Below are 22,605 nucleotides of genomic sequence, written 5' to 3'. Positions count from 1 at the left end.
ATAAATATTCTCTCTATTGTATTATGTATAGTAGGCTAGCGAGAGTATTTGGCTCTTAAAAAACTTTGAGGTAAGAGGGTTAATATGGGCAAACGACTAACAAACACGAGATTAAGAGTTGACTTTTCAAAAAGCCAAGATGAGCTTGATGTTCCTAACTTATTGATGTTGCAAAAGGATAGCTATGATTCTTTTTTGTATTCAAATGATAATAGGGAAAGTGGGATTGAACGTGTATTAAAGTCTATTTTTCCAATTCAAGATAGTGCTGGTCGTGTGACTTTGGAGTATGCAGGCTGTGAATTCGGTAAACAAAAATATACTATTACCGAAACGATGGTAAGAGGATTAACTTATTCGATTCCATTAAAAATTAAGATTCGTCTTGTATTGTGGGATAAAGACGATAAGGGTGAGCAAGTAGGGGTTAAAGACATTAAAGAGCAAACCATATATGTACGTGAGATCCCTCTAATGACTGATAGGGTATCATTTATTATTAATGGTGTTGAAAGAGTTGTGGTAAATCAGCTTCACAGAAGTCCGGGTGTTATCTTTAAAGAAGACGAATCAAATACTTCAGCAAATAAACTGATATACACTGGACAGATTATTCCAAATATGGGTGCATGGCTATATTTTGAATATGATGCAAAAGATATCATGTATGTAAGAATTAATAAACGTAGAAAAATGCCTGTTACAATTCTTTTCAGAGCTTTAGGTTATAGTAAGCAACAAATTATACAAATGCTTTACCCTATACTTGATGTTTCTGTAAAAAAAGATAAATTCTACATACCTTTTAACCCCAATGACATTGAGGGGAGTCTTGAATATGACTTGATAAATGAGAAAGGACAGGTTGTTTTACCTGCAGGGAAAAGATTCAATAAGAAACGTATAAGAGACTTGAACGAACAAAATATCAGTTATGATAAAGTAGAGTTTTCCATAACCAACCTTTTAAATACTTATCTTGCAGAGCCAGTTGTTGATAGTAAGACTGGCGAGGTGATTCTTGACACACTTTCACCTTTGAATGAGGCCAATGTAAAGAAATTATATGATAATAAGATAGTGGAGTTTAAAATCATTCATGATACTGCACCAGGCTATGATAACTCGATTATCAATTCATTCCTTGCGGATATGGAAAGCTTAAAAAATATTCGTCAAACAGAGAAAATTGATGATGAATGCGATTTAGCAGCTATCAGAATATATAAGGTTATGCGTCCAGCAGAGCCTGTAACAAGAGAAGTGGCACATAAGTTTATTGAACAGTTATTCTTCGATCCTTCTCGTTATGACTTAACAGGTGTTGGTCGTATGAAGATGAATCATAAATTAAACCTCAAAGTGCCAGATTATATAAGCGTTCTCACTTATGAAGATATTATTGAAACTGTGAAATATCTTATGCAGGTTCGTAATGGTAAGGGCAGAATTGATGATAGAGATCACTTGGGGAACCGAAGAATTCGTGCTATTGGTGAGTTGCTTGCAAACGAGCTTCATGCTGGACTTGTTAAGATGCAGAAATCAATCAAAGATAAACTCACACAACAAACTTCTTTTGAAAATGTGATGCCACACGATTTGATTAGCTCCAAGATGATTACAAGTGTGATTATGGAGTTTTTTGCAAGTGGTCAGTTATCGCAGTTTATGGATCAAACAAACCCATTATCAGAGATTACACATAAAAGACGGCTTTCAGCATTGGGTGAGGGCGGTTTAGTTAAAGAACGCGTAGGCTTTGAGGCAAGAGATGTGCATCCAACGCATTATGGTAGAATATGTCCTATTGAAACACCAGAAGGGCAAAATATTGGGCTTATTAACACATTGTCAACTTTTACAAAAGTAAATGATTTAGGCTTTATTGAAGCACCTTATAAAAAAGTAGTTGATGGAAAAACAACAAGCGAGGTGGTATATCTCACCGCTACACAAGAAGATGGCAAGGTAATTGCACCTGCAAGCACAAAGCTAGATTCTGAAAATAAAATTGTTGAAGGTCTTATAGAGACACGTTGTGGTGGTGAGATTTCTTTGCGTAAGACAGAGGATGTTGAGTTAATTGACTTGAGTGCGCGTATGCTTGTTGGTGTTGCTGCTTCTCTTATTCCGTTTTTAGAGCATGATGATGCTAACCGTGCGCTTATGGGTTCTAACATGCAACGTCAAGCTGTGCCTTTGCTAAAACCAGATGCACCTATTGTTGGGACAGGTATTGAGAGTGTTATTGCACGAGACTCATGGGCAGCGATTAAGGCAAGACAGGGCGGTGTTGTAGAAAAGGTAGATGGTAAGAATATCTACATACTTGGTGAAAATGAAAATGGGGCTTATATTGATAGCTACTCTATGCAAAAGAATATGAGGACCAACCAAAACACGAGTTTTACACAACGACCGATTGTAAAAGTTGGTGATAAGATTGAGGCTGGACAGATTATAGCAGATGGTGCAAGTATGGATAGCGGTGAGCTTGCATTGGGTAAAAATATTCGTGTCGCCTTCATGCCTTGGTATGGTTATAACTTTGAAGATGCGATCGTTGTGAGTGAAAATATCATTAAAGATGATGCTTTTACTTCTGTGCATATATATGAAAAAGAGATAGAGGCACGAGAACTTAAACATGGAATTGAAGAGATTACTGCAGATATTCCGAATGTACGAGAGGATAGTATTGCTCACCTTGATGAAAGTGGTATTGTAAAAATTGGAACTTATGTAACAGGCGGCATGATTCTAGTTGGTAAGGTAACTCCAAAAGGGGATGTTAAGCCAACTCCAGAAGAGCGATTATTGCGTGCAATTTTTGGAGAAAAAGCTGGACATGTTGTCAATAAGTCTCTTTATTGTCCTCAAAGTATGGAGGGTTATGTTGTAGATGTAAAAATCTTTACAAAGAAGGGCTATGAAAAGGATGCAAGAGCAAGACAGGCATATGAGGATGAGAAATCTGATCTAGACATAGAGCATCATGAGCGTTTAACAATGCTTAATAAAGAAGAAATGCTTAGAATCTCGTATGTATTGTCAAAAGAACCACTAAGTGCTGAAGCAAAAATTAATGATAAGGTCTTTAAAAAAGGCGAGTGTATCCCCAAAAAAGAGTTTGATGATATCAGTCGCTTTGCCTTAAATACGCTGATTAAGAGTTATTCTAAAGAAATCCAAAATCAGTATGAGCATATCAAGAATAATTTCTTAGAGCAGAAGCGTGTTCTAGGTGTTGAACATGAAGAAAAGCTTGCAATTCTAGAAAAAGATGATATTTTGCCAAATGGTGTTGTAAAGCTTGTAAAGATTTATATCGCAACAAAGAGAAAGTTAAAAGTCGGCGATAAAATGGCGGGTCGACATGGTAATAAGGGTATTGTCAGCAATATCGTGCCAGCAGTTGATATGCCTTATACAAAAGATGGTAAGCCAATAGATATTATTTTGAACCCTTTGGGTGTTCCAAGCCGTATGAATATTGGGCAAATTTTAGAAGTGCATTTGGGGCTGATTGGTAAGCGTTTTGGTGAACAGATTGAGGATACATTAAGAGAATCTCAATATGAATTTAGTGCAGAGCTTAAATCCAAAATGATTGAGATTGCAAAAGCTGTTAATGAAGATGATTCTGTAGTGAAAATTCTAGAATCTGCAAGCCATGATGACTTACTTGCATACGCAAGAGATTGGAGTAAGGGTGTAAAATTTGCCATTCCAGTATTTGAGGGTATATCTCAAGAAAAATTCAATAAGTTGTTTGAAATGGCAAAGATTGATATGGATGGTAAGACAGAGCTCTATGATGGTAAAACTGGTGAAAAAATCAAAGAGCGTGTTAATGTTGGTTATATGTATATGTTAAAGCTTCACCATCTTGTTGATGAAAAAGTACATGCAAGAAGTACTGGACCTTATTCACTTGTAACGCAGCAGCCTGTTGGTGGTAAGGCACTTTTTGGTGGACAACGTTTTGGTGAAATGGAAGTGTGGGCATTGGAAGCTTATGGTGCAGCACATACACTCAAAGAAATGCTTACCATCAAGTCTGATGATGTCAATGGAAGAAGAGAGGCTTATGAAGCAATCACAAAAGGCTATCCTATTGGAGATTCTGCAATACCTGAAACTTTTTATGTTTTGACGAAAGAATTGCAGTCTTTGGCACTTGACGTTAATGTCTATGGCGAGAATCAAGATGAACCTTTAGTAATTAGTGAAAAAGAGAAAGAGAGACCAAAAGATTTTAGTTCTTTTCAAATAGTTTTAGCAAGTCCAGAGAAAATACGCTCATGGAGTAGAGGTGAGGTTAAGAAACCAGAAACGATTAATTACCGGACATTGAAGCCAGAGAGAGATGGATTGTTCTGCACAAAGATCTTTGGACCAGTGAGGGATTATGAGTGCCATTGTGGTAAATATAGAAAAGGACGCTATAAAGACGTAGTATGTGAGAAGTGTGGCGTGGAAGTTACGACTGCAAAAGTTCGTCGTTCAAGAATGGGGCATATTGAACTTGTAACACCAGTAGCACATATTTGGTATGTAAGCTCACTTCCTAGTCGTATAGGCACATTGCTTGGTGTGAAAATGAAGGATTTAGAGCGTGTGCTTTATTATGAGGCATATATTGTTAAAAATCCAGGTGATGCATATTATGATAATGAGCTTACCAAAAAAGTCATGAAATATGATGTGCTTAATGAAGAGCAGTTTAAGAATCTTAATGGACGATTTGAGCTCGCAGGATTTGAAGCGCAAATGGGTGGTGAAGCAGTAAAAGAATTGTTAGAAGAGCTTGATTTAGTAGCACTATTAGAATCATTGAAAGCAGATATTGCTTCTACAAATTCTGAAGCAAAAAAGAAAGCATACATTAAACGCTTAAAAGTCGTGGAGAGCTTCTTGCATTCAGGTAATCGTCCTGAATGGATGATGCTTAGCGTATTGCCTGTATTGCCACCAGACCTACGTCCTTTGGTAGCCCTTGATGGTGGTAAATTTGCAGTAAGTGATGTAAATGACTTATATCGTCGTGTTATTAATCGTAACTTGCGATTAAAAAGGTTGATGGAGCTAGATGCACCAGAGATTATTGTACGCAACGAAAAAAGAATGTTACAAGAAGCAGTTGATGCGCTTTTTGATAATGGTAGAAACTCAAATGCCGTGAAAGGTGCAAACAAGCGACCATTGAAATCCTTATCAGAAATTATCAAAGGAAAACAAGGAAGATTCCGCCAAAACCTTCTTGGAAAGCGTGTGGATTTCTCTGGTAGAAGCGTTATTGTTGTTGGACCAAACTTACGCATGGATCAGTGTGGGTTACCTAAAAACATGGCTATTGAACTATTTAAACCGCATTTGCTTGCAAAGCTTGAAGAAAAAGGACATGCAAAAACCATTAAAACTGCAAAACAAATGATTGATCAAAAAACCAATGAGGTTTGGGAATGTTTGCAAGAGATTATTGAAGGGTATCCAGTAATGCTTAACCGTGCACCGACATTGCATAAGCAGTCAATTCAAGCATTCCACCCAAAACTTATCGATGGAAAGGCAATTCAGCTGCATCCGCTTGTATGTTCTGCATTCAACGCGGATTTTGATGGTGATCAAATGGCGGTGCATGTGCCACTTTCAAAAGAGGCTATTGCAGAGTGTAAGATTCTTATGCTTAGTTCAGTAAATATTTTGCTACCAGCAAGCGGTAAACCTGTAGCAGTGCCAAGTCAAGATATGGTTTTGGGACTTTATTACTTAAGTCTTGAGAAGCCAGATTCTAAAGGGGAGCACAAACTTTTCTCAAATTTCAATGAAATTGAGATGGCAATGGAGTTTGATGAGCTTGATATACATAGCACGATACGTGTGGTGCATGAACGACATGTTATTACCACTACTGCTGGTAGAATGGTCTTACGTTCCATCTTGCCAAGCTTTGTATCGCCACATTTGTGGAATCGCGTTCTGAAAAAGAAAGATATATCAAACCTTATTGATTGTGTATATAAAGAGAGTGGTATCGGCGGTACAGCTGTGTTCCTTGATAATCTAAAAGATTTAGGATTTAGGTATGCGACTAAGGCAGGTATTTCTATTGCGGCAGCAGACATCATCATTCCAGATTCTAAGCCTAAAATGATTTCAGAATCTAAAGAGCGTGTGCATGAGATTCAGTCTCAAGCGGAGCAGGGTGCCTTAACCATACAAGAACGCTACAACAAAATTATCGACGTTTGGACAGAGACGAATGATAAAATGGCAAAAGAGATGATGGAAATTGTAGAAAAAGATAGAGGTGGTTTCAACCCTATTTATATGATGGCAGATTCTGGAGCTAGAGGTAGTGCAACACAGATTAGACAATTGTCTGCTATGCGTGGTCTTATGGCAAAGCCTGATGGTAGTATCATTGAGACACCTATTATTTCAAACTTTAAAGAAGGTTTGAATGTGCTTGAGTATTTTACTTCAACGCATGGTGCAAGAAAGGGTCTAGCAGATACCGCACTTAAAACTGCAAATGCTGGTTATCTTACAAGAAAGCTTATTGATGTTAGTCAGAATGTGAAAATTACAATGGAAGATTGTGGTACGCATGAAGGCGTAGAGATCACTGATATTGCTGTTGGTAATGAAATGATTGAAACGTTACAAGAGCGTATTGTAGGAAGGGTTACTGCTGCAGAAGTGCATGATGGAATCTCAAAAGAAGTATTGGTACAAGAGGGCAAGCTTATTACAGAAGAGATTGCAGAGCAGATCAAAAATGCGGGTGTACGTGCAGTAAATATTCGTACGCCTATTACATGCAAAGCGCCTCGTGGTATATGTGCTAAATGTTATGGACTTAATCTTGGTGAAGGTAAGATGAGTATCACAGGAGATTCTGTTGGTGTTATTGCTGCTCAATCGATTGGTGAACCTGGAACACAGCTTACACTTCGAACATTCCACGTTGGTGGTACAGCTAGTAGAAGTCAAGAGGAAAATCAGATTATTGCCAATAAAGAAGGCTTTATTCGCTATTACAATATCAAAACCCATAAGAATAGGGAAGGTAAGAACATTATTGCAAATAGGCGAAATGCATCTGTGTTGCTTGTTGAACCAAAAATTAAAGCACCTTTTGATGGTGAGTTGCAGGTTGAAACTGCACATGATAGAATCATTTTAGTTTTAAAAGGTGCAAAAGAGCAAAAAACCTATGAGCTAGGTAAGGCTGATATTGCGGCACAAAGAGAATTGGCAGGTGTTATTGGTGAGATTGAGGGAAAAATTTATATTCCACATAACACAGGTTATAAGGTGAAAGCTGGGGATAGTATCGCAGATGTTATAAAAGATGGCTGGAATGTGGGTAATCGCATTCCGTATGCGAGTGAATTGCATATCCAAGACAATGAGCCAGTTTCACAAGATATATATGCGAATGCAGATGGTGTTGTGAAATATTATCGCCTTGTGTCTGATGAATTGGAAAGATACCATGAAGTAAGCGTTGGCATGATTGTGAAAGAAAAGGGTATTTTTGCGGTGATTGCAGATTCCAATGATAGAGAGGCATGCAGACATTACATTGCTAGAGGTTCTCAGATTGAGACCGAAGATAATGCGCATGTGACAAAAACAACTCGTATCTCAAATAAAAATAATGATAAAGATGCGGTTGTTGCTTCATGGGATGCTTACAACACGCTTATGATTGCAGAGCAATCAGGAACTATACGATTTAATGATGTTGTAGCGGGTACGACAGTGATTGAGAAAGAAGATGAAAAAACACATATTAAATCACTCACTGTGCAAGAGTACATTCCGCAAGGGTATAAGCCTGCAATTGTTGTGACGGATTGCAATGGTAAAGAGATAGTCTATAACCTTGAGCCAAAAAGCGTGTTACTCGTGAGTGATGGAGAGAAGGTTGAGGTTGCTGATGTATTAGCTAAAGTGCCAAAAGCAACTGCAAAATCAAAAGATATTACAGGTGGTTTGCCGCGTGTTTCTGAACTATTTGAGGCGAGAAAACCAAAAGATATTGCAGTGTTAGCAGAGATTGATGGACATGTGAGTTTTGGTAGGGCGATACGTGGTAAAGAACGGATTGTGATTACTGCTGATGATGGTAGACAGGCTGAATACCTCATTGATAAGTCGAAGCAGATTTTAGTGAGAGAGGGTGAGTTTGTACATGCAGGTGAGATGCTTAGCGATGGAACTATTAGTAGTCACGATATTTTAAGGATTAATGGTGAAAAAGAGCTGCATAAATATGTTGTGGGTGAAGTACAACAAGTATATCGTAGACAGGGTGTTGGGATTGCTGATAAACATATCGAGGTTATTTTATCCCAAATGCTTCGCTACTACAAAGTGCTTGATAGCGGAGATACAAAGTTCATTGAAGGAGATCTTGTTAGTCGTAGACATTTTAAAGAAGAGAATGAAAAAATACGGAAAATGGGTGGGAGTCCAGCGATTGCAGAGCCCATCTTGCTTGGTATTACTCGTGCTGCAATTAGCAGCGACTCTATTATTTCGGCAGCTTCTTTTCAAGAAACTACGAAAGTTCTCACAGAGGCAAGTATCTCTGCGAAAAAAGATTTCTTAGAGGACTTGAAAGAAAATGTTGTTTTGGGTCGTATGATTCCAGTTGGAACGGGCTTGTATAAGGATAAAAAAGTGATGATTAGACACAATAAGGATAATTCCTAAGTTTAATCTAAACATTTTTTAAGTATAATAGCCAAAAGTTTTGTAAATTTTATTATAAGGATGGATGTGTGCCAACAATTAATCAGTTGATTCGCAAAGAAAGAAAAAAGGTTGTCAAAAAGACAAAGTCACCAGCGTTAGTAGAGTGCCCTCAAAGAAGAGGTGTGTGCACGAGAGTTTACACAACAACGCCAAAGAAGCCAAACTCAGCTATTAGAAAGGTGGCTAAGGTACGCCTTACAAGTAAGTTTGAAGTCATTAGTTATATACCGGGTATTGGTCACAATCTGCAAGAGCACTCTATAGTATTAGTGCGTGGCGGAAGGGTTAAAGACTTACCAGGTGTTAAGTACCATATTATTCGTGGTGCACTTGATACTGCAGGTGTTGCAAAACGATCTGTTTCACGCAGTAAGTATGGTGCTAAAAAAGCAAAAGATGCAAAGAAATAATTTTGAAGTATAAGGAGCAGTGATTCAATGAGAAGAAGAAAAGCCCCCGTTAGAGAAGTTTTGGGCGATCCAATATATGGCAATAAAGTTGTAACAAAGTTTATCAACAAGATGATGTATGATGGCAAGAGAAGTGTAGCAGAAAAAATTATTTACGCAGCTTTTAATAGAATTGAAGAAAAAAGCGGTGAAAAAGGTATTGAAGTTTTTGAGAAAGCATTGACAAACATTCGTCCTCTTGTAGAAGTGAGAAGCAGAAGAGTAGGTGGGGCAACTTATCAAGTACCAGTGGAAGTACGTCCAGAGAGGCAACAAAGCCTTTCTATTCGTTGGCTTTTGGAGGCTACAAGAAAACGCAATGAACGTACAATGATAGAACGCTTGGCGAATGAACTTATGGATGCAGCCAGTGACAAGGGTGCAGCATTTAAGAAAAAAGAAGATGTGCATAAGATGGCAGAGGCAAACAAAGCGTTTGCACACTATCGCTGGTAGTTTAAGGATAATAGATGGCTAGAAAAACCCCTTTACATAAGATACGCAATATTGGTATTGCTGCACATATTGATGCGGGAAAAACGACAACTTCTGAAAGAATTTTATTTTACACAGGCGTAAGCCACAAGATTGGTGAAGTACACGATGGTGCAGCAACCATGGACTGGATGGAGCAAGAAAAAGAAAGAGGTATTACTATTACTTCCGCGGCGACCACTTGCTTTTGGAAAGATCATCAAATCAACCTTATAGACACTCCTGGGCACGTCGATTTCACAATCGAAGTGGAACGATCTATGCGTGTGCTTGATGGTGCTGTAGCGGTATTTTGTTCTGTTGGTGGTGTACAACCGCAGAGTGAGACTGTATGGCGACAGGCGAACAAATATGGTGTGCCTCGCATGGTGTTTGTAAATAAAATGGATAGAATCGGTGCAAATTTCTATAATGTAGAATCACAAATTAAAGAGCGATTGAAGGCTAACCCTGTACCAATCTGTATTCCTATTGGATCTGAGGATTCTTTCAAGGGCGTTGTGGATCTAGTGTTAATGAAAGCTATCGTATGGAATGATGAGTCTATGGGTGCGAAGTATGACATAGAAGAGATTCCAGCAGATTTAGTAGATAAGGCAAATGAGTACCGAGAAAAGCTTGTAGAATCAGCAGCTGAACAAGATGAAGCTTTAATGGAAAAGTACTTGGGTGGTGAAGAGTTGAGTGAAGCAGAGATTAAAAAAGGGATTAAGATAGGTTGTCACAATATGAGTCTTATCCCTATGCTTTGTGGCTCAAGCTTTAAGAACAAAGGTGTGCAAACATTGCTTGACGCGGTTGTTGATTATCTTCCAGCACCAACTGAAGTTGCTGAAATCAAGGGTATTGAGCCAAAGACAGAAGAAGAAGTGCTTGTAGAATCTAGCGATGATGGCGAATTTGCAGGACTTGCATTTAAGATTATGACGGATCCATTTGTTGGGCAGCTTACATTCGTGCGTGTGTATCGTGGTAAATTGGAGTCTGGTAGTTATGTGTATAACTCTACGAAAGGCAAAAAGGAAAGAGTAGGGCGACTTTTGAAAATGCACTCTAACAAGAGAGAGGACATTAAAGAAGTTTATGCTGGGGAAATTTGTGCTTTTGTTGGCTTGAAAGAAACATTGACAGGTGATACACTTTGCGATGATAAAAATCCTGTGATTTTAGAGCGCATGGAGTTCCCAGAGCCAGTTATACACATTGCGGTTGAGCCAAAGACAAAGGCAGATCAGGAGAAAATGGCAGTAGCGCTTGGTAAGCTTGCTGAGGAAGATCCTAGCTTTAGGGTAAGCACACAAGAGGAAACTGGTCAAACACTTATCGGCGGTATGGGAGAGTTACATCTTGAAATCATTGTTGATAGGTTAAAGCGAGAATTCCGCGTTGAAGCAGAAGTTGGACAGCCTCAGGTTGCTTTTAGGGAGACCATCCGAGGTACTGTTACACAAGAATGTAAATATGCAAAGCAATCTGGCGGTCGTGGACAATATGGACATGTGCATATTAAACTTGAACCAAAAGAAGCAGGTAGTGGTTATGAGTTTGTAAATGAAATCAGCGGTGGTGTAATTCCAAAAGAATATATCCCAGCTGTTGACAAGGGTATTCAAGAAGCAATGCAAAATGGTGTGTTAGCTGGTTACCCAGTGGTAGATTGTAAAGTAACGCTTTATGATGGAAGTTATCATGAGGTAGATTCAAGCGAGATGGCATTTAAGATTGCAGGTTCAATGGCGTTTAAAGACGCGTGTCGTAAAGCAAATGCTGTATTGTTGGAACCTATGATGAAAGTAGAAGTAGAAGTGCCAGAAGAGTATATGGGTGATGTTATCGGTGATTTAAACCGCAGACGTGGGCAGATTAATTCTATGGACGATAGAATGGGATTAAAGATTGTTAATGCGTTTGTGCCATTGGCTGAAATGTTTGGTTATTCTACCGATTTGCGTTCAGCAACACAAGGTAGAGGCACTTATACAATGGAATTTGACCATTATGGTGAGGTGCCTAGCAATATTGCTAAGGAAATTATGGATAAACGTAGCAATTAATTTTATCTGACTGCCTTTATAGGCACTTTTTATGATACGGTCTGCAAAAAATCTAGACTTCTTAAGATAAGATTTAAGATTTACTGGTTTAGCTGCAGTGTCAATCTTCTTGGGGAGCTGTGTCTCCCTCATATCTTTTCACTCTTTTTTATTTTGATTACTAACTCATTTTATGGTGATGTTGTGCATTAATGTTGTATAAAAGTTTAGAGTTAAATATATGATAAAACTTTTTACTAAAATTCATAAAAATCGCATAAAACTCTTGATAAATCGTTTTTTCTTCTTCTTGCATGATTATTGCATGGCTTAATACCAACTTTATGATTATATTGTCTTAATGTGTGATATTATCTAAATTTTTATGAAAGGATTTTGCATGAGTGGTAAGATAACTCCTCAAGATAATTCTGCAAATCAGCAGAATGTAAATAAGGGAACTTCTAGCGTAAATAGACAATATTCTCAAGCTCAAGGGAATAGAGGTGCATAGCTTAACCCTAACAATCAATCTAAGAAGTAACCAAAATTTAATCTGTGTTGTTGAATTATAATATGGCAGTCGGTTTGATTTTTAAAGATTGCCATATTTAAACACAGCTTAAGATAGTTTCTATCTGCTTTATAGCTTTGAGCAGCATATTCTAGCTTAATGATAACAGCATAGTTTTGAAACTATACATAAAATTTTTATCTATCCAATCAATTCATATATATACAGATATCGAGATGCACCACATATTTAAACTATCTGCGTATGACTTAATTGCAATTTTATATACCCTAAGGCTTGTTGTATTTATTATTTGATTATGTAGTTACATATTTCATGTTTATTTTTAGATTCATGGAGGATTTAAGATCTTAATCGATAGTTTTATATGTTGTTTGAGTTTTGCCTTATGCTAGCTAAATATATTTGATAAGATGGCGACCCTTGAAGGATTTGAACCTTCGTCTCCGCCGTGAAAGGGCGGTATCCTTGGCCTCTAGATGAAAGGGTCAAAAAAGATTTATATTGTAGCAAAATCTAATTAATATAAAAATAAAGTCTTTAAACTCAATGTTATGAAAGTTTGTAATAGAATATTATTCGAGGTTAAGAATCTGTAACCGAAGTTACAGATACAAAACAAGAAAAGACATAAAGTCTCAATCCAACATAAACAAAAATCATTCCAAAAAATACTACATATATAAAATAATATGATTTTTTACATCGTAACCCTGTTATAAAAACTTGTTTTTTGATATTTTAAGCCTGTAGTCTTGCATATAAGAATGTTGTGTAAGATCATAAATCTTGCAAACACTTAAAGCCAATATAATTTAAAAAATAAAAATAAATTAAGCTTAAATGCTTTTTATAGCCAATATAGAATGTTTTTCTCTCTTTAATTTTGCGTTATTTCTCTAGGGTTTAAGACTAAAGATTAGTTTCTAAATTCTTTAATATATTAGACCATTAGTTTAGTTTTATTAAGAAATATATGATATAATTTTTTGTATCAATTGTTGATTAAAACCTTATTTGCGCTTGAATAAAAAGATATGGGATTTAAGTTCCATGAGAAGTTTTATCAGCCTTATACCTTGAGAGAAGTTTTTTGTGAGATTTTTCAAGTTATTTATGTAGGTTTTATCGTCGAAAGATTTTGATTTGTAGGATAGCTATTCCAAACTAAAATAAGTAAAAGTTGTTTAAGTATATAATGGAGAAGATATAATGATGACAAAAGATCATATCTTGCAAGTTGCCATTCCTATGCTATATCAAAAAGGCATTTTGCATTTCTCACTTAATGAATTTTTGCAGAATCATCATATTTCAAAAGGCTCCTTTTATCACTTTTTTAAGGATAAGGATGCTCTTGTATATGAGGCACTTTGTAGGGACGCCCAAAACTATCGTTATAAGACAGAAAAAGAGCTCTATGCTTGTAAAACCCTAGAATCTAAGATGCGTAAAATATTTGAAGCATACTGCATTGATAATACCTATAATAAGCAGTTTTGTAAATTTTATGAGGATATGTTTTTATATGCGGTTACATCGCAAAATACACTTTTTACGCGTTATATTGAAAATCTCAAAGAGCATACACATTATCTGATCTTGCAAAGCATTGAGACCACGCAAGCAAGTAAGGTAAAAAAAAGCAGAATGCGTGATTTAAGCGAATTTTTATCGCTTGGGATTGATGGCTTCTGGCTATTGCAAGGCGTAATAGGTAAGACTTGGGAGGAAAAAAATGTAGAAATTGAACGTTTTATCAAGGCGTTGTGCGTGTTTGTAGGACAAAATCAAAGTTTTGAAGATTTGAAATTGGAATCTAGCTCTACGTAATAGTAGGGCAGCATGTTTAGATTCTAAACTATAATAAAAAGGTGTAAGCATGATTCAAAAAATTATAATAAGTAAAAATCTTGCATGGATTTTAATTCTTATTGGCGGAATTTGTGAAGTGGCGTGGGTAAGCGGACTAAAATATGCTGATACATTGCCTTTGAAGGTTTTAACAGGTGTTGGCATTGCTTTTTCCTTTACTTGTGCGGTATTGGCGATGAAAAAGCTAGAGGTTGCTATTGTGTATAGTGTGTTTGTGGGTATTGGTACAGGCGGTGTGGTGATCGCTGAGATTGTGGTGTTTGGGCAAGAGGCTTCGTTGGCAAAAATTGCTCTGATTTCAACACTTATGCTGGGTGTCTTGGGTTTAAAATATAGTGTAAAGGAGAGCGAAACTATACAAAAAATACATGATCATTTGCCCGAAGAGCTTGAATCTATTGTAGTAGATTCTACATTGAGCGATACAACTTCTAAGAGAGATTAACTCATGTTGAATCTCAAGCATATAATCTAGATTTTAAAAAGGATGATAAATGATATATTGGGTTTTACTTGTTATTTCTGGTATGTTTGAAATAGCTGGTGTATGGACGATGAAAAAGATTATTGATACCAAAAATAAGCTTTATATTCTGTGTCTTGCTGTAGTGTTAGCTGGGAGCTTTAGTTGTTTATCTATCGCTATGAGAGAGATTTCTATGGGTGTGGCGTATGCAATCTGGACTGGTATTGGTTCTGCTGGTGGTGTGCTTGTAGGGATTATATTTTTTAAGGAGGATAAATCATTTTTAAAGATTTTTTGTGTATGCGTGATTATTGCCTCTAGCGTAGGATTGAAGGCATTGAGTTAGACTTCATATAAACTCATTGTATATTCTCAAAATAGCTAGGAATGACAAGTAGGGTTTTTGAAAGGTTAGTGCAGGCTTGCGTGCTTGTTAGTTGGAATTATATGAAGTTTATATAGCGATCTTGCACTAAAGAACGGAGATGTAAGTTTTATTGCATCATGAAATTTTAAGTCAGACTCTAAAGTGGATAGAGATTTATCTTAAAAATTAGCAATCTATTACTAATTTTTATAAATGCAATATTAATTATGCAGAGTGTAGGTTTATTTTCTAAAGATAAAAACTAGGCTAATTGATTGTTTGTTGGGTTTAAGTAGATGTTAGATTCTATAGGATTTTTAGGTATATATACAACCGCTTTATTGACTAGATTGTATCTAAGAATGTAGTCTAAGCAATTTATTATAAATACCAATTACAAACCCTAATCCATACAAATTAATGAATTTGCATACTAATGCAATGTAGACTCCCATGTTGTTGTATTAACGCTTCGCAATTTATGCCAATGACATTATAATCAGGCAAAGCTTTTTTAAGTGTTTGCAATGCAGCAAGATCTGTAGGCTTATTATAAGTTGGCATAAGCAAAACTTTTTGATTTAAAAATAAAAAATTCACATAACTTGCAGGAAGATTTTTAGTGGGCAGGCTATTTGCAGCTTGGTTTTTAGCATTTCCAGATTTAGGAGAATCTTCATCTTGCGATACTGCATAATCGCAAAATGGTAGTGCTACAAGCTTTAGATTATGTGTTTTTGCAAGCTGTTCTAGCTCATGCTCCATAGCATTTAGCTCACTAAAATGCGGGTTATTTAAGTCATCACATTTGATATAAACAATGGTATCTTCATTGATAAATCGTGCGAGTGTATCAATATGGCTATCTGTATCATCGCCAAGTAAAAACCCATGATTAAGCCATAAAATATTATCTACATGTAACGCATTTTTTAAGCGTTCTTCAATTTCTTCTTGATTTAAATGTGGATTACGATTTGCCTCAAGTAAGCATTGAGTATTGGTAAGCAAGAGTCCATTACCATTGTAATCAATGCTTCCACCCTCAAGTATCATACCATGAGTTTCCATGTGTTCAAAAAAGCCTATTTCATGTAATTTGCTGTTGAGTTGATTATCAAGGTTTGCGGGATATTTTAGCCCCCAACCATTAAAGCCAAAGTTTGCATAGCTTTGCTCTTTTTCTGTTGCGTGGTTGATAAATTTATCAAAGATTCCAAGTGTATTTGTCTTTGTTTTGTTGCCCAAGACTGCATTTGTTATTTGCGTTAAAACCTGTGATTGCTGTTTCTTAACAGAGATTGCGATGCTATCTCGAGCCCATAAATCATTACTTTCTAATTCAATAATTTTACATGGATATGCTTTTGTTTCCAGCATAGATAGAAAATCTTGTAATCGTGTTTTTGCTTGATTGTCGTTTGGATGCACGATAAGGAATAATGGCTCAACTTTTAGAATCTCTGTAATCAAGCTTTCATAGCATTCTTGCACATCTTCTAAATTTGCATTAAAATCACAAAACATATGTGGATAGATTAGGACTATCCCCTTTTGCTCTTCCCATTCTGCAAACATATCATACCTCCCATAAATTTACATAGAAACGCTTATTCTTTGATACAATTATACATTAAAGCAATAAAGAAAATATAGAAATTAAAGAGAAAGTATGCGGATTTTAAGTATTGAATCAAGTTGTGATGATAGTGCACTAGCTTACACAGATGGCAATAATGCAAAACTTTTGTGGCATGAAAAAATTTCCCAAGAGGATTCTCATAGTTGTTATGGTGGGGTTGTCCCAGAACTCGCCTCAAGGCTTTTTGCACGTGATTTAGTCCAATTATTAAATAATTTTAAACAAAAATTTTCTTTTAGCAATATAAGCTATATTGCGGTGACAAATGAGCCAGGTTTATCTATTTCCCTTTTAGAGGGGGTGATGATGGCTAAAGCTTTATCCCTTTCATTAAAGATTCCATTATTAGGCATTAATCATTTAAAAGGGCATATTTATTCTCTCTTTATAGAATCTTATAAAGAGATTTTCCCTCTTTGCGTTTTACTTGTATCAGGTGGGCACACTATGCTAATTGAGTGTTACAGCTATAATGATATGCGAGTTGTTGCAAATACACTTGATGATAGCTTTGGGGAGTGTTATGACAAAGCAGCAAAAATGTTAGGACTTGGTTATCCAGGTGGTATGATTATAGATTCTCTAGCTAAACAGGCCTTGAGCGAAAACATTGCTCCAGTAGCCCTACCTATTCCGCTTATTAATCAAAATATGCAATGTTTTAGTTTTTCTGGTTTAAAAAATGCGTTTCGATTGCAACTTGAAAAGATGGCGTTAAAAAATCTTATACAAGATTCACAATTATATGACAAAAATGAATATGTAAATCAGATAAAAAATAGTATCGAAGCAAAGGCGTTGGCATTAGGATTGCAAGAGAGTGCTACCACCCATCTTATCCATAAATGTAAATTTTATATGAAACAAAATGATCACATAAAGCATTTTGCTATTGTTGGTGGTGCGAGTGCAAACTCGATGTTAAGAGAAAAGATACAAATATTAACAGCGCAATTTCATAAGACTTTATTGATGAGTGAGTTAAGATATTGTAGCGATAATGCAGCGATGATAGGCAGAGCCGCGATAGGCAAAATCAGACATGAAAACGCCATGAGTGCATATAAACAAATAAATCATGGACAACCAGATTCCAAAAAAGATACCTTGCCTTTAAACAAGATTTGGCATGACAAGGACACAGAATCTAAAAATTTTGCTCCAAATTCATCTAATTCATACGCAATGCAGAAGTTAGATACCATCAATTTACATACAATATCTCATGCACACGCCAATAGCAATGATAGAAACAATCAATATAATCCACTCTCTCTCCAAATCTCTCCACGTAATACAGAGATCAAGATAACATCTTAAAAATGGAAAGTTTTTTGCTTATAGTTGTAAAATACTTCTAAGGATAGAAACATGCAAACAGGATATTATGGCGCAACAGGCGGTATGATTACGCAGTTTAATCGACTCGATGTTATCTCAAATAATTTGGCAAACCTTAATACAAATGGATTTAAACGTGATGATGTTGTAATCGGCGATTTTTTGCGTATGGTGCAAGGACACCAAGATACTTTGCCTATACCAGATGAGACAAAGGCAGCAGCGAAGTTTATAAACCGCACAATGACTCGCGTCCCTATAATAGCAGAAGAATACACAGATTTTAGTGTTGGCGCGATGGAGCAAACAGAAAATACGCTCGATTTTGCATTAAAAGCTCCAAATACATTTTTTGCAGTGCAAACACCAAATGGCATTGCCTATACAAGAAATGGTAGTTTTAGCATAAGTGATGATGGCTATCTTGTAACACAGGAGGGATTCCATGTGTTATCGCGTGATGGTATTGATAATGAGGGCGGAATCTTAATGAATGCTAATATGCAAATTAGTGTAGATGGAAATGGAAATATAAGCTTTAAAGAGCTTAGTAATGAGGGCATGGCTGATAATATTGCTGGTGGGAGTTTAGCCATCGTTACTTTTGATAATCCGAAGTTTTTGAAAAAGATTGGTGGTAGTCTTTATATTGAAGAGAGAAAGGAGCCTAATAATACAGATTCTGAAGGTTTGGCAGGGGCAAATCTCGCCTATAATAGTGGTGCGGTTGCGCAAGGCTTTTTAGAAAAAAGCAATGTCAATGCGGTGTTAGAAATGACAGGCATGATTGAGACAAATAGGCTTGTTGATATGTATTCTCGTGTGATGAAAACTCACATGGATGAATTGAATGCAGAGGCAATAAATAAGCTTGCTGCTAGAGGATAAGTGATTTAAAACATGGGGTTTTACGCCATTTTATTTAAGAAAGACTTAAGTGATTTTTAGCAAGAAAATTCTACTTTTTTGCTACAATTATACAATTAAGATTCTAAAAAGGCGTGTGTTGCAATGGCAAAGTTAAGGCAGAATGTCGCTGTTAAGTCAAAACTATCATCAACGCTAAAAAGTTGGTTGCCTATTCTCCAAAGCCCTATTAATGAGCTAGAAGAAACGCTAGGTAAAATTAGTGAGGATAACCCATATATAGAGATTCAATCAGCACTTACTTCAAGCCTACAAACAAAACTCACACCACTTAAATCTCCGCAAAGAGGTATGCATAATACTAAAAATTCGATGGGTGATAAGATTGAACTGCTTACGATTTATGAAAAAGGACTTATCGAAACATTGCAAGAGCAAATCAATCCCCCACTTTTTCCAACAAAAAGAAGCCAAGACATTGCATTCAGTATCATTGATAATCTCAATAGTGAGGGCTTTTTTGATTGTGACATGGAAGAGTTATTAGCTGATTTAGAACATATTGGCATACAGAGTGATAGCGATGAGGTAGAGAGGGTGCGAAAACGATTTTGTCACCTAGAGCCAGGGGGGATTGGTGCAAGAGATTTACAAGAGAGCCTTATATTTCAGCTTGATGCAAGTGATTTAGAAGATGGGGATTATGATCTTGCTTTACGGATTATAGAGAATCTTGAAAATCACATAAAATACAAAAAGTATAAAAATTATGACAAAGTTATGCAAGTTATTCGTGGTTTTAGGCGTGTTCCTAGCCTTGATTTCCATGAAGATTCTAGTGCAGTCATTGCTGATATTATCATTACGCAAGAAGAAAATAGTATTGAATTAAGCCTTAATGATTCCTATTACCCAAGTATGATTATTGAAAAACCGCATTTTAAAGATGCACAGGAAAATCCGTATTTTAAAACTAAACTCAAAGAGGCAAGAGATCTTGTTGATGCACTCGATATGCGTAAGGCAACGATACGCAAGATTGGACTTATGATTATTGAATATCAATATGATTTCTTTATGGGTGGAGAAATAAAACCTATGAAGCTTAAGGATCTAGCCGATGAGTTTGGACATTCACCAAGCACAATCTCTCGTGCTATTGCAAATAAATTCTTAGAATGTAATCGTGGCATATTCCCCATTAAAAGCTTTTTTACAACTGCTGTTGATGGTGATACCTCTAATGCAAGTATTAAGGATTTCTTGCTTGAACTCATACGAAATGAAGATAAGAAAAAGCCGCTATCAGATATAAAGATATTGGAACTAATAGAAAAGAAGTTTGAACTAAAAATGGTGCGTAGAACGATTACAAAATATCGCAAACAGCTTGGGATATTGGGCTCAAGCCAACGTAAAAGAATGTATGCAATAAGCATGTAGTCATATTATTTTTATGATTTGCTGCTACATATTGTCTCTTACATAAACGTTTTTGCAAGATTCTACCTGCAGATTTTAAAGACATAAGATTTAAAAAAGATTAAAGAATGAAGGGCTTATTAGAAATCAAACATACATGTGCCTTTAGTCTGCTTGAGGTTTTAATCTTTATAATCTTGCTTTCAATACTATCTACTATCATGTTAAAGCCCTATACAACAGAAGCCCTAGCTCTACGCCAAGCAGGGTTACACATTCAAACTTTACAACAACAGATAAACCAAACGGCATACTATGCGTTTTTACAAAAGCAACCTCTAGATACACAAGCTCTACAGACACTCTTACAAAATGCTCAAATAAACACACGATTCTTTTCGTTTACATGGCAAAATAATCGCTATACTCTGCAAATAGGAAAAAAGAAGCTCAATATGTCAGTAAAACAAACAAATGCAAATCATTATGTCATCACCTGTAATCCTGCACACGAGCTTTGCAGGAAACTATACCATAGAAAACATGTCAAATAACATGCAAAAAATCACATGAAAACTACAGATAGAAATATTCTGTTTGTAAATAATATGGTTTATTTATTATGAGCCTATCCACTTTTTACATCATTTAGCTTCAATAAAATGTTTATATAAATCCTTCATCTAGCCCATGCAAATTAACTACGACAATAGTAACTTACCATACTTGTTGTATTATTATGCTATAATGCAGAGTTTTGAATTTTTCCCTATTTAATTTATGATTTTGCAACATAGAATCATAAAAATAAGGACTTTAGATTTTAATATATAAGGAATTAATAATGCTTCGTTCATTAAGCGGAAAGCTCACCCTTGGAGCAGTAGGACTATTTTCTGTTATTATTGTTATCATTAGTTTTTTTAATTTTAATAAGACGATGAATGACGTAGCACAGCTGTATCATAGCATTCAAATGCAGACATTAGAATCAGCTTATCGCACCATATATATTAGCATGGTTGATGAAGGCCAAGAGCATTTGAGAGTATTGGCAAGAGATATTGTTAATACTGATAAAAACAATATTGTGCAGCAAAGAATTCTCTTGAGCTCAGTTTCATCACTAGTTAAGTATCCACTGGTATTTGTTGTTTATGAGGACGATGGAAAGGCGATTTTGTATGATTATAGTCCAGATGGCACAACAAAGCTTTCAGCAGAGTGGGAAGATGTAGATGGTAAAGATTTGCGTAAGCGACCATGGTATGTGGAGACAAAAGCAAAACAAGCAGGCATTATCACATCTGTATATGCAAGTGAAATAGGTAGGTATAAAGGTGAGCGTTTTGTGACTGCTACTGCACCACTTTTTAAAGATGGGAAGTTTATTGGTGTTGTTGGTTTTGATATTAATGTCAACAATTTTCAAGAGAGAATTTTTGTGAGTCCAGAACTACCTTCAATGAGTGTGTTTTTGACAGATAGAGATGGATCGATTGTTTTACATGAAGACATGGAATTTGTCAAAAGTGGAGCAGGAAAAGAAGTGGAAGATACCCTCAAAGGTGCACTTGCAAAAAACAAAGAAGGCTCTATTGATTATTATTTGACCTTGAGAAATGGGCAAGTGCTTGATAAATTTGGATACTATAAACAATTTCCATTTGGTTGGACAATGGTTGTCACTGTCGATAAAGCTGATTATGCAGCTGCCATCACTAAAAGCCTTGTGCAGACAATGATTTTAGCAGCAATTGCGATTGTGTTAGGTGCTATAGCAATTTTCTTTTTCATTAGATTCTTTACAAATCCAATCAATGCGATCAAAGATTCTCTTGTTACATTCTTTAAGTATCTTAACCACGAAGTCAAAACTGCCCCACAACCTCTTACAATTAATTCACGCGATGAAATAGGTGAAATGGCTCATGCTATTAACGAAAACATTGAAAAAACAAAACTTGGATTAGAACAAGATTCTAAAGCGGTTGCTCAATCAATAGAAACTGCAAAAACAATAGAGGCAGGAGACTTTAGAGCAAGGATTATAGAAACACCACATAATCCACAGCTAAATGAATTAAAAAATGTGTTCAATCATATGTTAGATGACTTAGAGAAAAAAGTAGGAAGCGATACAAATGAAATCGCAAGAGTATTTGATAGCTATGTGAGTTTAGACTTTACTACAGAAGTAAAAGATGCAAGTGGTAGAGTAGATATAGTTACAAACACTTTAGGTGAAGAGATTCGAAAGATGCTTTATACAAGTCAAGGCTTTGCTAAAGAACTAGAATCTAAATCAAAAGATTTAGAAGAAGCAGTAACTGCACTT

Annotated in this window: 14 protein-coding genes and 1 tRNA gene; 12 read left to right on the top strand and 3 right to left on the bottom strand. The window is 36.0% G+C overall.

The window, feature by feature from the left end; all coding sequences use genetic code 11:
* Nucleotides 1-84 precede the first annotated feature (84 nt).
* The 4 genes from LS81_RS00070 to fusA all read left to right on the top strand — a co-directional run bounded on the left by LS81_RS00070 (nucleotide 85) and on the right by fusA (nucleotide 11,773).
* Complete coding sequence (locus tag LS81_RS00070; protein ID WP_034345687.1) at nucleotides 85-8,733, top strand: DNA-directed RNA polymerase subunit beta/beta'; 8,649 nt, start codon at nucleotides 85-87, stop codon at nucleotides 8,731-8,733.
* 68 nt (nucleotides 8,734-8,801) lie between these two features.
* Nucleotides 8,802-9,185: a 30S ribosomal protein S12 gene (gene rpsL / locus LS81_RS00065; protein WP_034345690.1), complete on the top strand. Its 384-nt coding sequence runs from the start codon at nucleotides 8,802-8,804 to the stop codon at nucleotides 9,183-9,185.
* Nucleotides 9,186-9,212: 27 nt separating this feature from the next.
* Nucleotides 9,213-9,680, top strand: coding sequence for a 30S ribosomal protein S7 (gene rpsG / locus LS81_RS00060; protein ID WP_034319775.1), 468 nt, complete (start codon nucleotides 9,213-9,215; stop codon nucleotides 9,678-9,680).
* Between the two features lie 14 nt (nucleotides 9,681-9,694).
* Nucleotides 9,695-11,773: an elongation factor G gene (gene fusA / locus LS81_RS00055; RefSeq protein ID WP_034345693.1), complete on the top strand. Its 2,079-nt coding sequence runs from the start codon at nucleotides 9,695-9,697 to the stop codon at nucleotides 11,771-11,773.
* 160 nt (nucleotides 11,774-11,933) lie between these two features.
* Here the strand turns inward: fusA and LS81_RS12290 are convergent, their stop codons facing one another.
* Entirely contained in the window at nucleotides 11,934-12,068 is a 135-nt protein-coding gene (locus LS81_RS12290; RefSeq protein ID WP_267892495.1) for a hypothetical protein, read from the bottom strand.
* 633 nt (nucleotides 12,069-12,701) lie between these two features.
* Nucleotides 12,702-12,777, bottom strand: a tRNA-Glu gene (locus tag LS81_RS00050).
* Between the two features lie 722 nt (nucleotides 12,778-13,499).
* On the opposite strand from LS81_RS00050, the gene LS81_RS00045 reads away from it, so the two are divergent.
* The 3 genes from LS81_RS00045 to LS81_RS00035 are packed head-to-tail and all read left to right on the top strand — an operon-like array spanning nucleotide 13,500 to nucleotide 14,974.
* Nucleotides 13,500-14,120, top strand: coding sequence for a TetR/AcrR family transcriptional regulator (locus LS81_RS00045; protein ID WP_034345695.1), 621 nt, complete (start codon nucleotides 13,500-13,502; stop codon nucleotides 14,118-14,120).
* 49 nt (nucleotides 14,121-14,169) lie between these two features.
* Nucleotides 14,170-14,607 carry a DMT family transporter gene (locus tag LS81_RS00040; protein WP_034345698.1) on the top strand — a complete coding sequence of 146 codons (438 nt, stop codon included), beginning with the start codon at nucleotides 14,170-14,172 and terminating at the stop codon, nucleotides 14,605-14,607.
* 52 nt (nucleotides 14,608-14,659) lie between these two features.
* Nucleotides 14,660-14,974: a DMT family transporter gene (locus LS81_RS00035; RefSeq protein ID WP_034319809.1), complete on the top strand. Its 315-nt coding sequence runs from the start codon at nucleotides 14,660-14,662 to the stop codon at nucleotides 14,972-14,974.
* Nucleotides 14,975-15,412: 438 nt separating this feature from the next.
* Here LS81_RS00035 and LS81_RS00030 read toward each other — a convergent pair whose 3' ends face one another.
* The gene (locus LS81_RS00030) at nucleotides 15,413-16,573 is read right to left on the bottom strand and encodes an agmatine deiminase family protein (RefSeq protein WP_034345701.1); all 1,161 of its coding nucleotides are present in this window, start codon (nucleotides 16,571-16,573) and stop codon (nucleotides 15,413-15,415) included.
* 94 nt (nucleotides 16,574-16,667) lie between these two features.
* Between LS81_RS00030 and tsaD the strand changes: the two genes are divergently transcribed.
* From tsaD to LS81_RS00005, 5 genes are all read left to right on the top strand, one after another.
* Nucleotides 16,668-17,957, top strand: a complete 1,290-nt coding sequence (gene tsaD / locus LS81_RS00025) for a tRNA (adenosine(37)-N6)-threonylcarbamoyltransferase complex transferase subunit TsaD (RefSeq protein WP_233715913.1) — start codon at nucleotides 16,668-16,670, stop codon at nucleotides 17,955-17,957.
* A gap of 51 nt (nucleotides 17,958-18,008) precedes the next feature.
* The gene (locus LS81_RS00020; RefSeq protein WP_034319790.1) at nucleotides 18,009-18,866 is read left to right on the top strand and encodes a flagellar hook-basal body protein; all 858 of its coding nucleotides are present in this window, start codon (nucleotides 18,009-18,011) and stop codon (nucleotides 18,864-18,866) included.
* Between the two features lie 123 nt (nucleotides 18,867-18,989).
* On the top strand, nucleotides 18,990-20,288 hold the full coding sequence (locus LS81_RS00015; RefSeq protein ID WP_034345703.1) for an RNA polymerase factor sigma-54: 1,299 nt from the start codon (nucleotides 18,990-18,992) through the stop codon (nucleotides 20,286-20,288).
* Nucleotides 20,289-20,395: 107 nt separating this feature from the next.
* Nucleotides 20,396-20,821: a hypothetical protein gene (locus tag LS81_RS00010; RefSeq protein ID WP_034345706.1), complete on the top strand. Its 426-nt coding sequence runs from the start codon at nucleotides 20,396-20,398 to the stop codon at nucleotides 20,819-20,821.
* Between the two features lie 290 nt (nucleotides 20,822-21,111).
* Nucleotides 21,112-22,605, top strand: a 1,494-nt coding sequence (locus tag LS81_RS00005) for a methyl-accepting chemotaxis protein (RefSeq protein WP_138069862.1), incomplete at its 3' end; no start/stop codon positions are given.

Source organism: Helicobacter trogontum, from assembly GCF_000765905.2.
GTDB classification, from domain to species: domain Bacteria; phylum Campylobacterota; class Campylobacteria; order Campylobacterales; family Helicobacteraceae; genus Helicobacter_A; species Helicobacter_A trogontum.
Note: the sequence above shows the minus strand (reverse complement) of the source record. Positions and strands in the feature narration are given on the sequence as shown.

Excerpts from the sequence above, each read along its gene's own strand:
- tsaD (WP_233715913.1), top strand. The coding sequence starts at position 16,668 with ATGCGGATTTTAAGTATTGAATCAAGTTGTGATGATAGTGCACTAGCT.
- LS81_RS12290 (WP_267892495.1), bottom strand. The coding sequence starts at position 12,068 with ATGCAAGAAGAAGAAAAAACGATTTATCAAGAGTTTTATGCGATTTTT.
- LS81_RS00045 (WP_034345695.1), top strand. The coding sequence starts at position 13,500 with ATGATGACAAAAGATCATATCTTGCAAGTTGCCATTCCTATGCTATAT.
- LS81_RS00040 (WP_034345698.1), top strand. The coding sequence starts at position 14,170 with ATGATTCAAAAAATTATAATAAGTAAAAATCTTGCATGGATTTTAATT.
- LS81_RS00010 (WP_034345706.1), top strand. The coding sequence starts at position 20,396 with ATGAAGGGCTTATTAGAAATCAAACATACATGTGCCTTTAGTCTGCTT.
- LS81_RS00020 (WP_034319790.1), top strand. The coding sequence starts at position 18,009 with ATGCAAACAGGATATTATGGCGCAACAGGCGGTATGATTACGCAGTTT.
- fusA (WP_034345693.1), top strand. The coding sequence starts at position 9,695 with ATGGCTAGAAAAACCCCTTTACATAAGATACGCAATATTGGTATTGCT.
- LS81_RS00030 (WP_034345701.1), bottom strand. The coding sequence starts at position 16,573 with ATGTTTGCAGAATGGGAAGAGCAAAAGGGGATAGTCCTAATCTATCCA.
- LS81_RS00070 (WP_034345687.1), top strand. The coding sequence starts at position 85 with ATGGGCAAACGACTAACAAACACGAGATTAAGAGTTGACTTTTCAAAA.
- LS81_RS00015 (WP_034345703.1), top strand. The coding sequence starts at position 18,990 with ATGGCAAAGTTAAGGCAGAATGTCGCTGTTAAGTCAAAACTATCATCA.
- rpsG (WP_034319775.1), top strand. The coding sequence starts at position 9,213 with ATGAGAAGAAGAAAAGCCCCCGTTAGAGAAGTTTTGGGCGATCCAATA.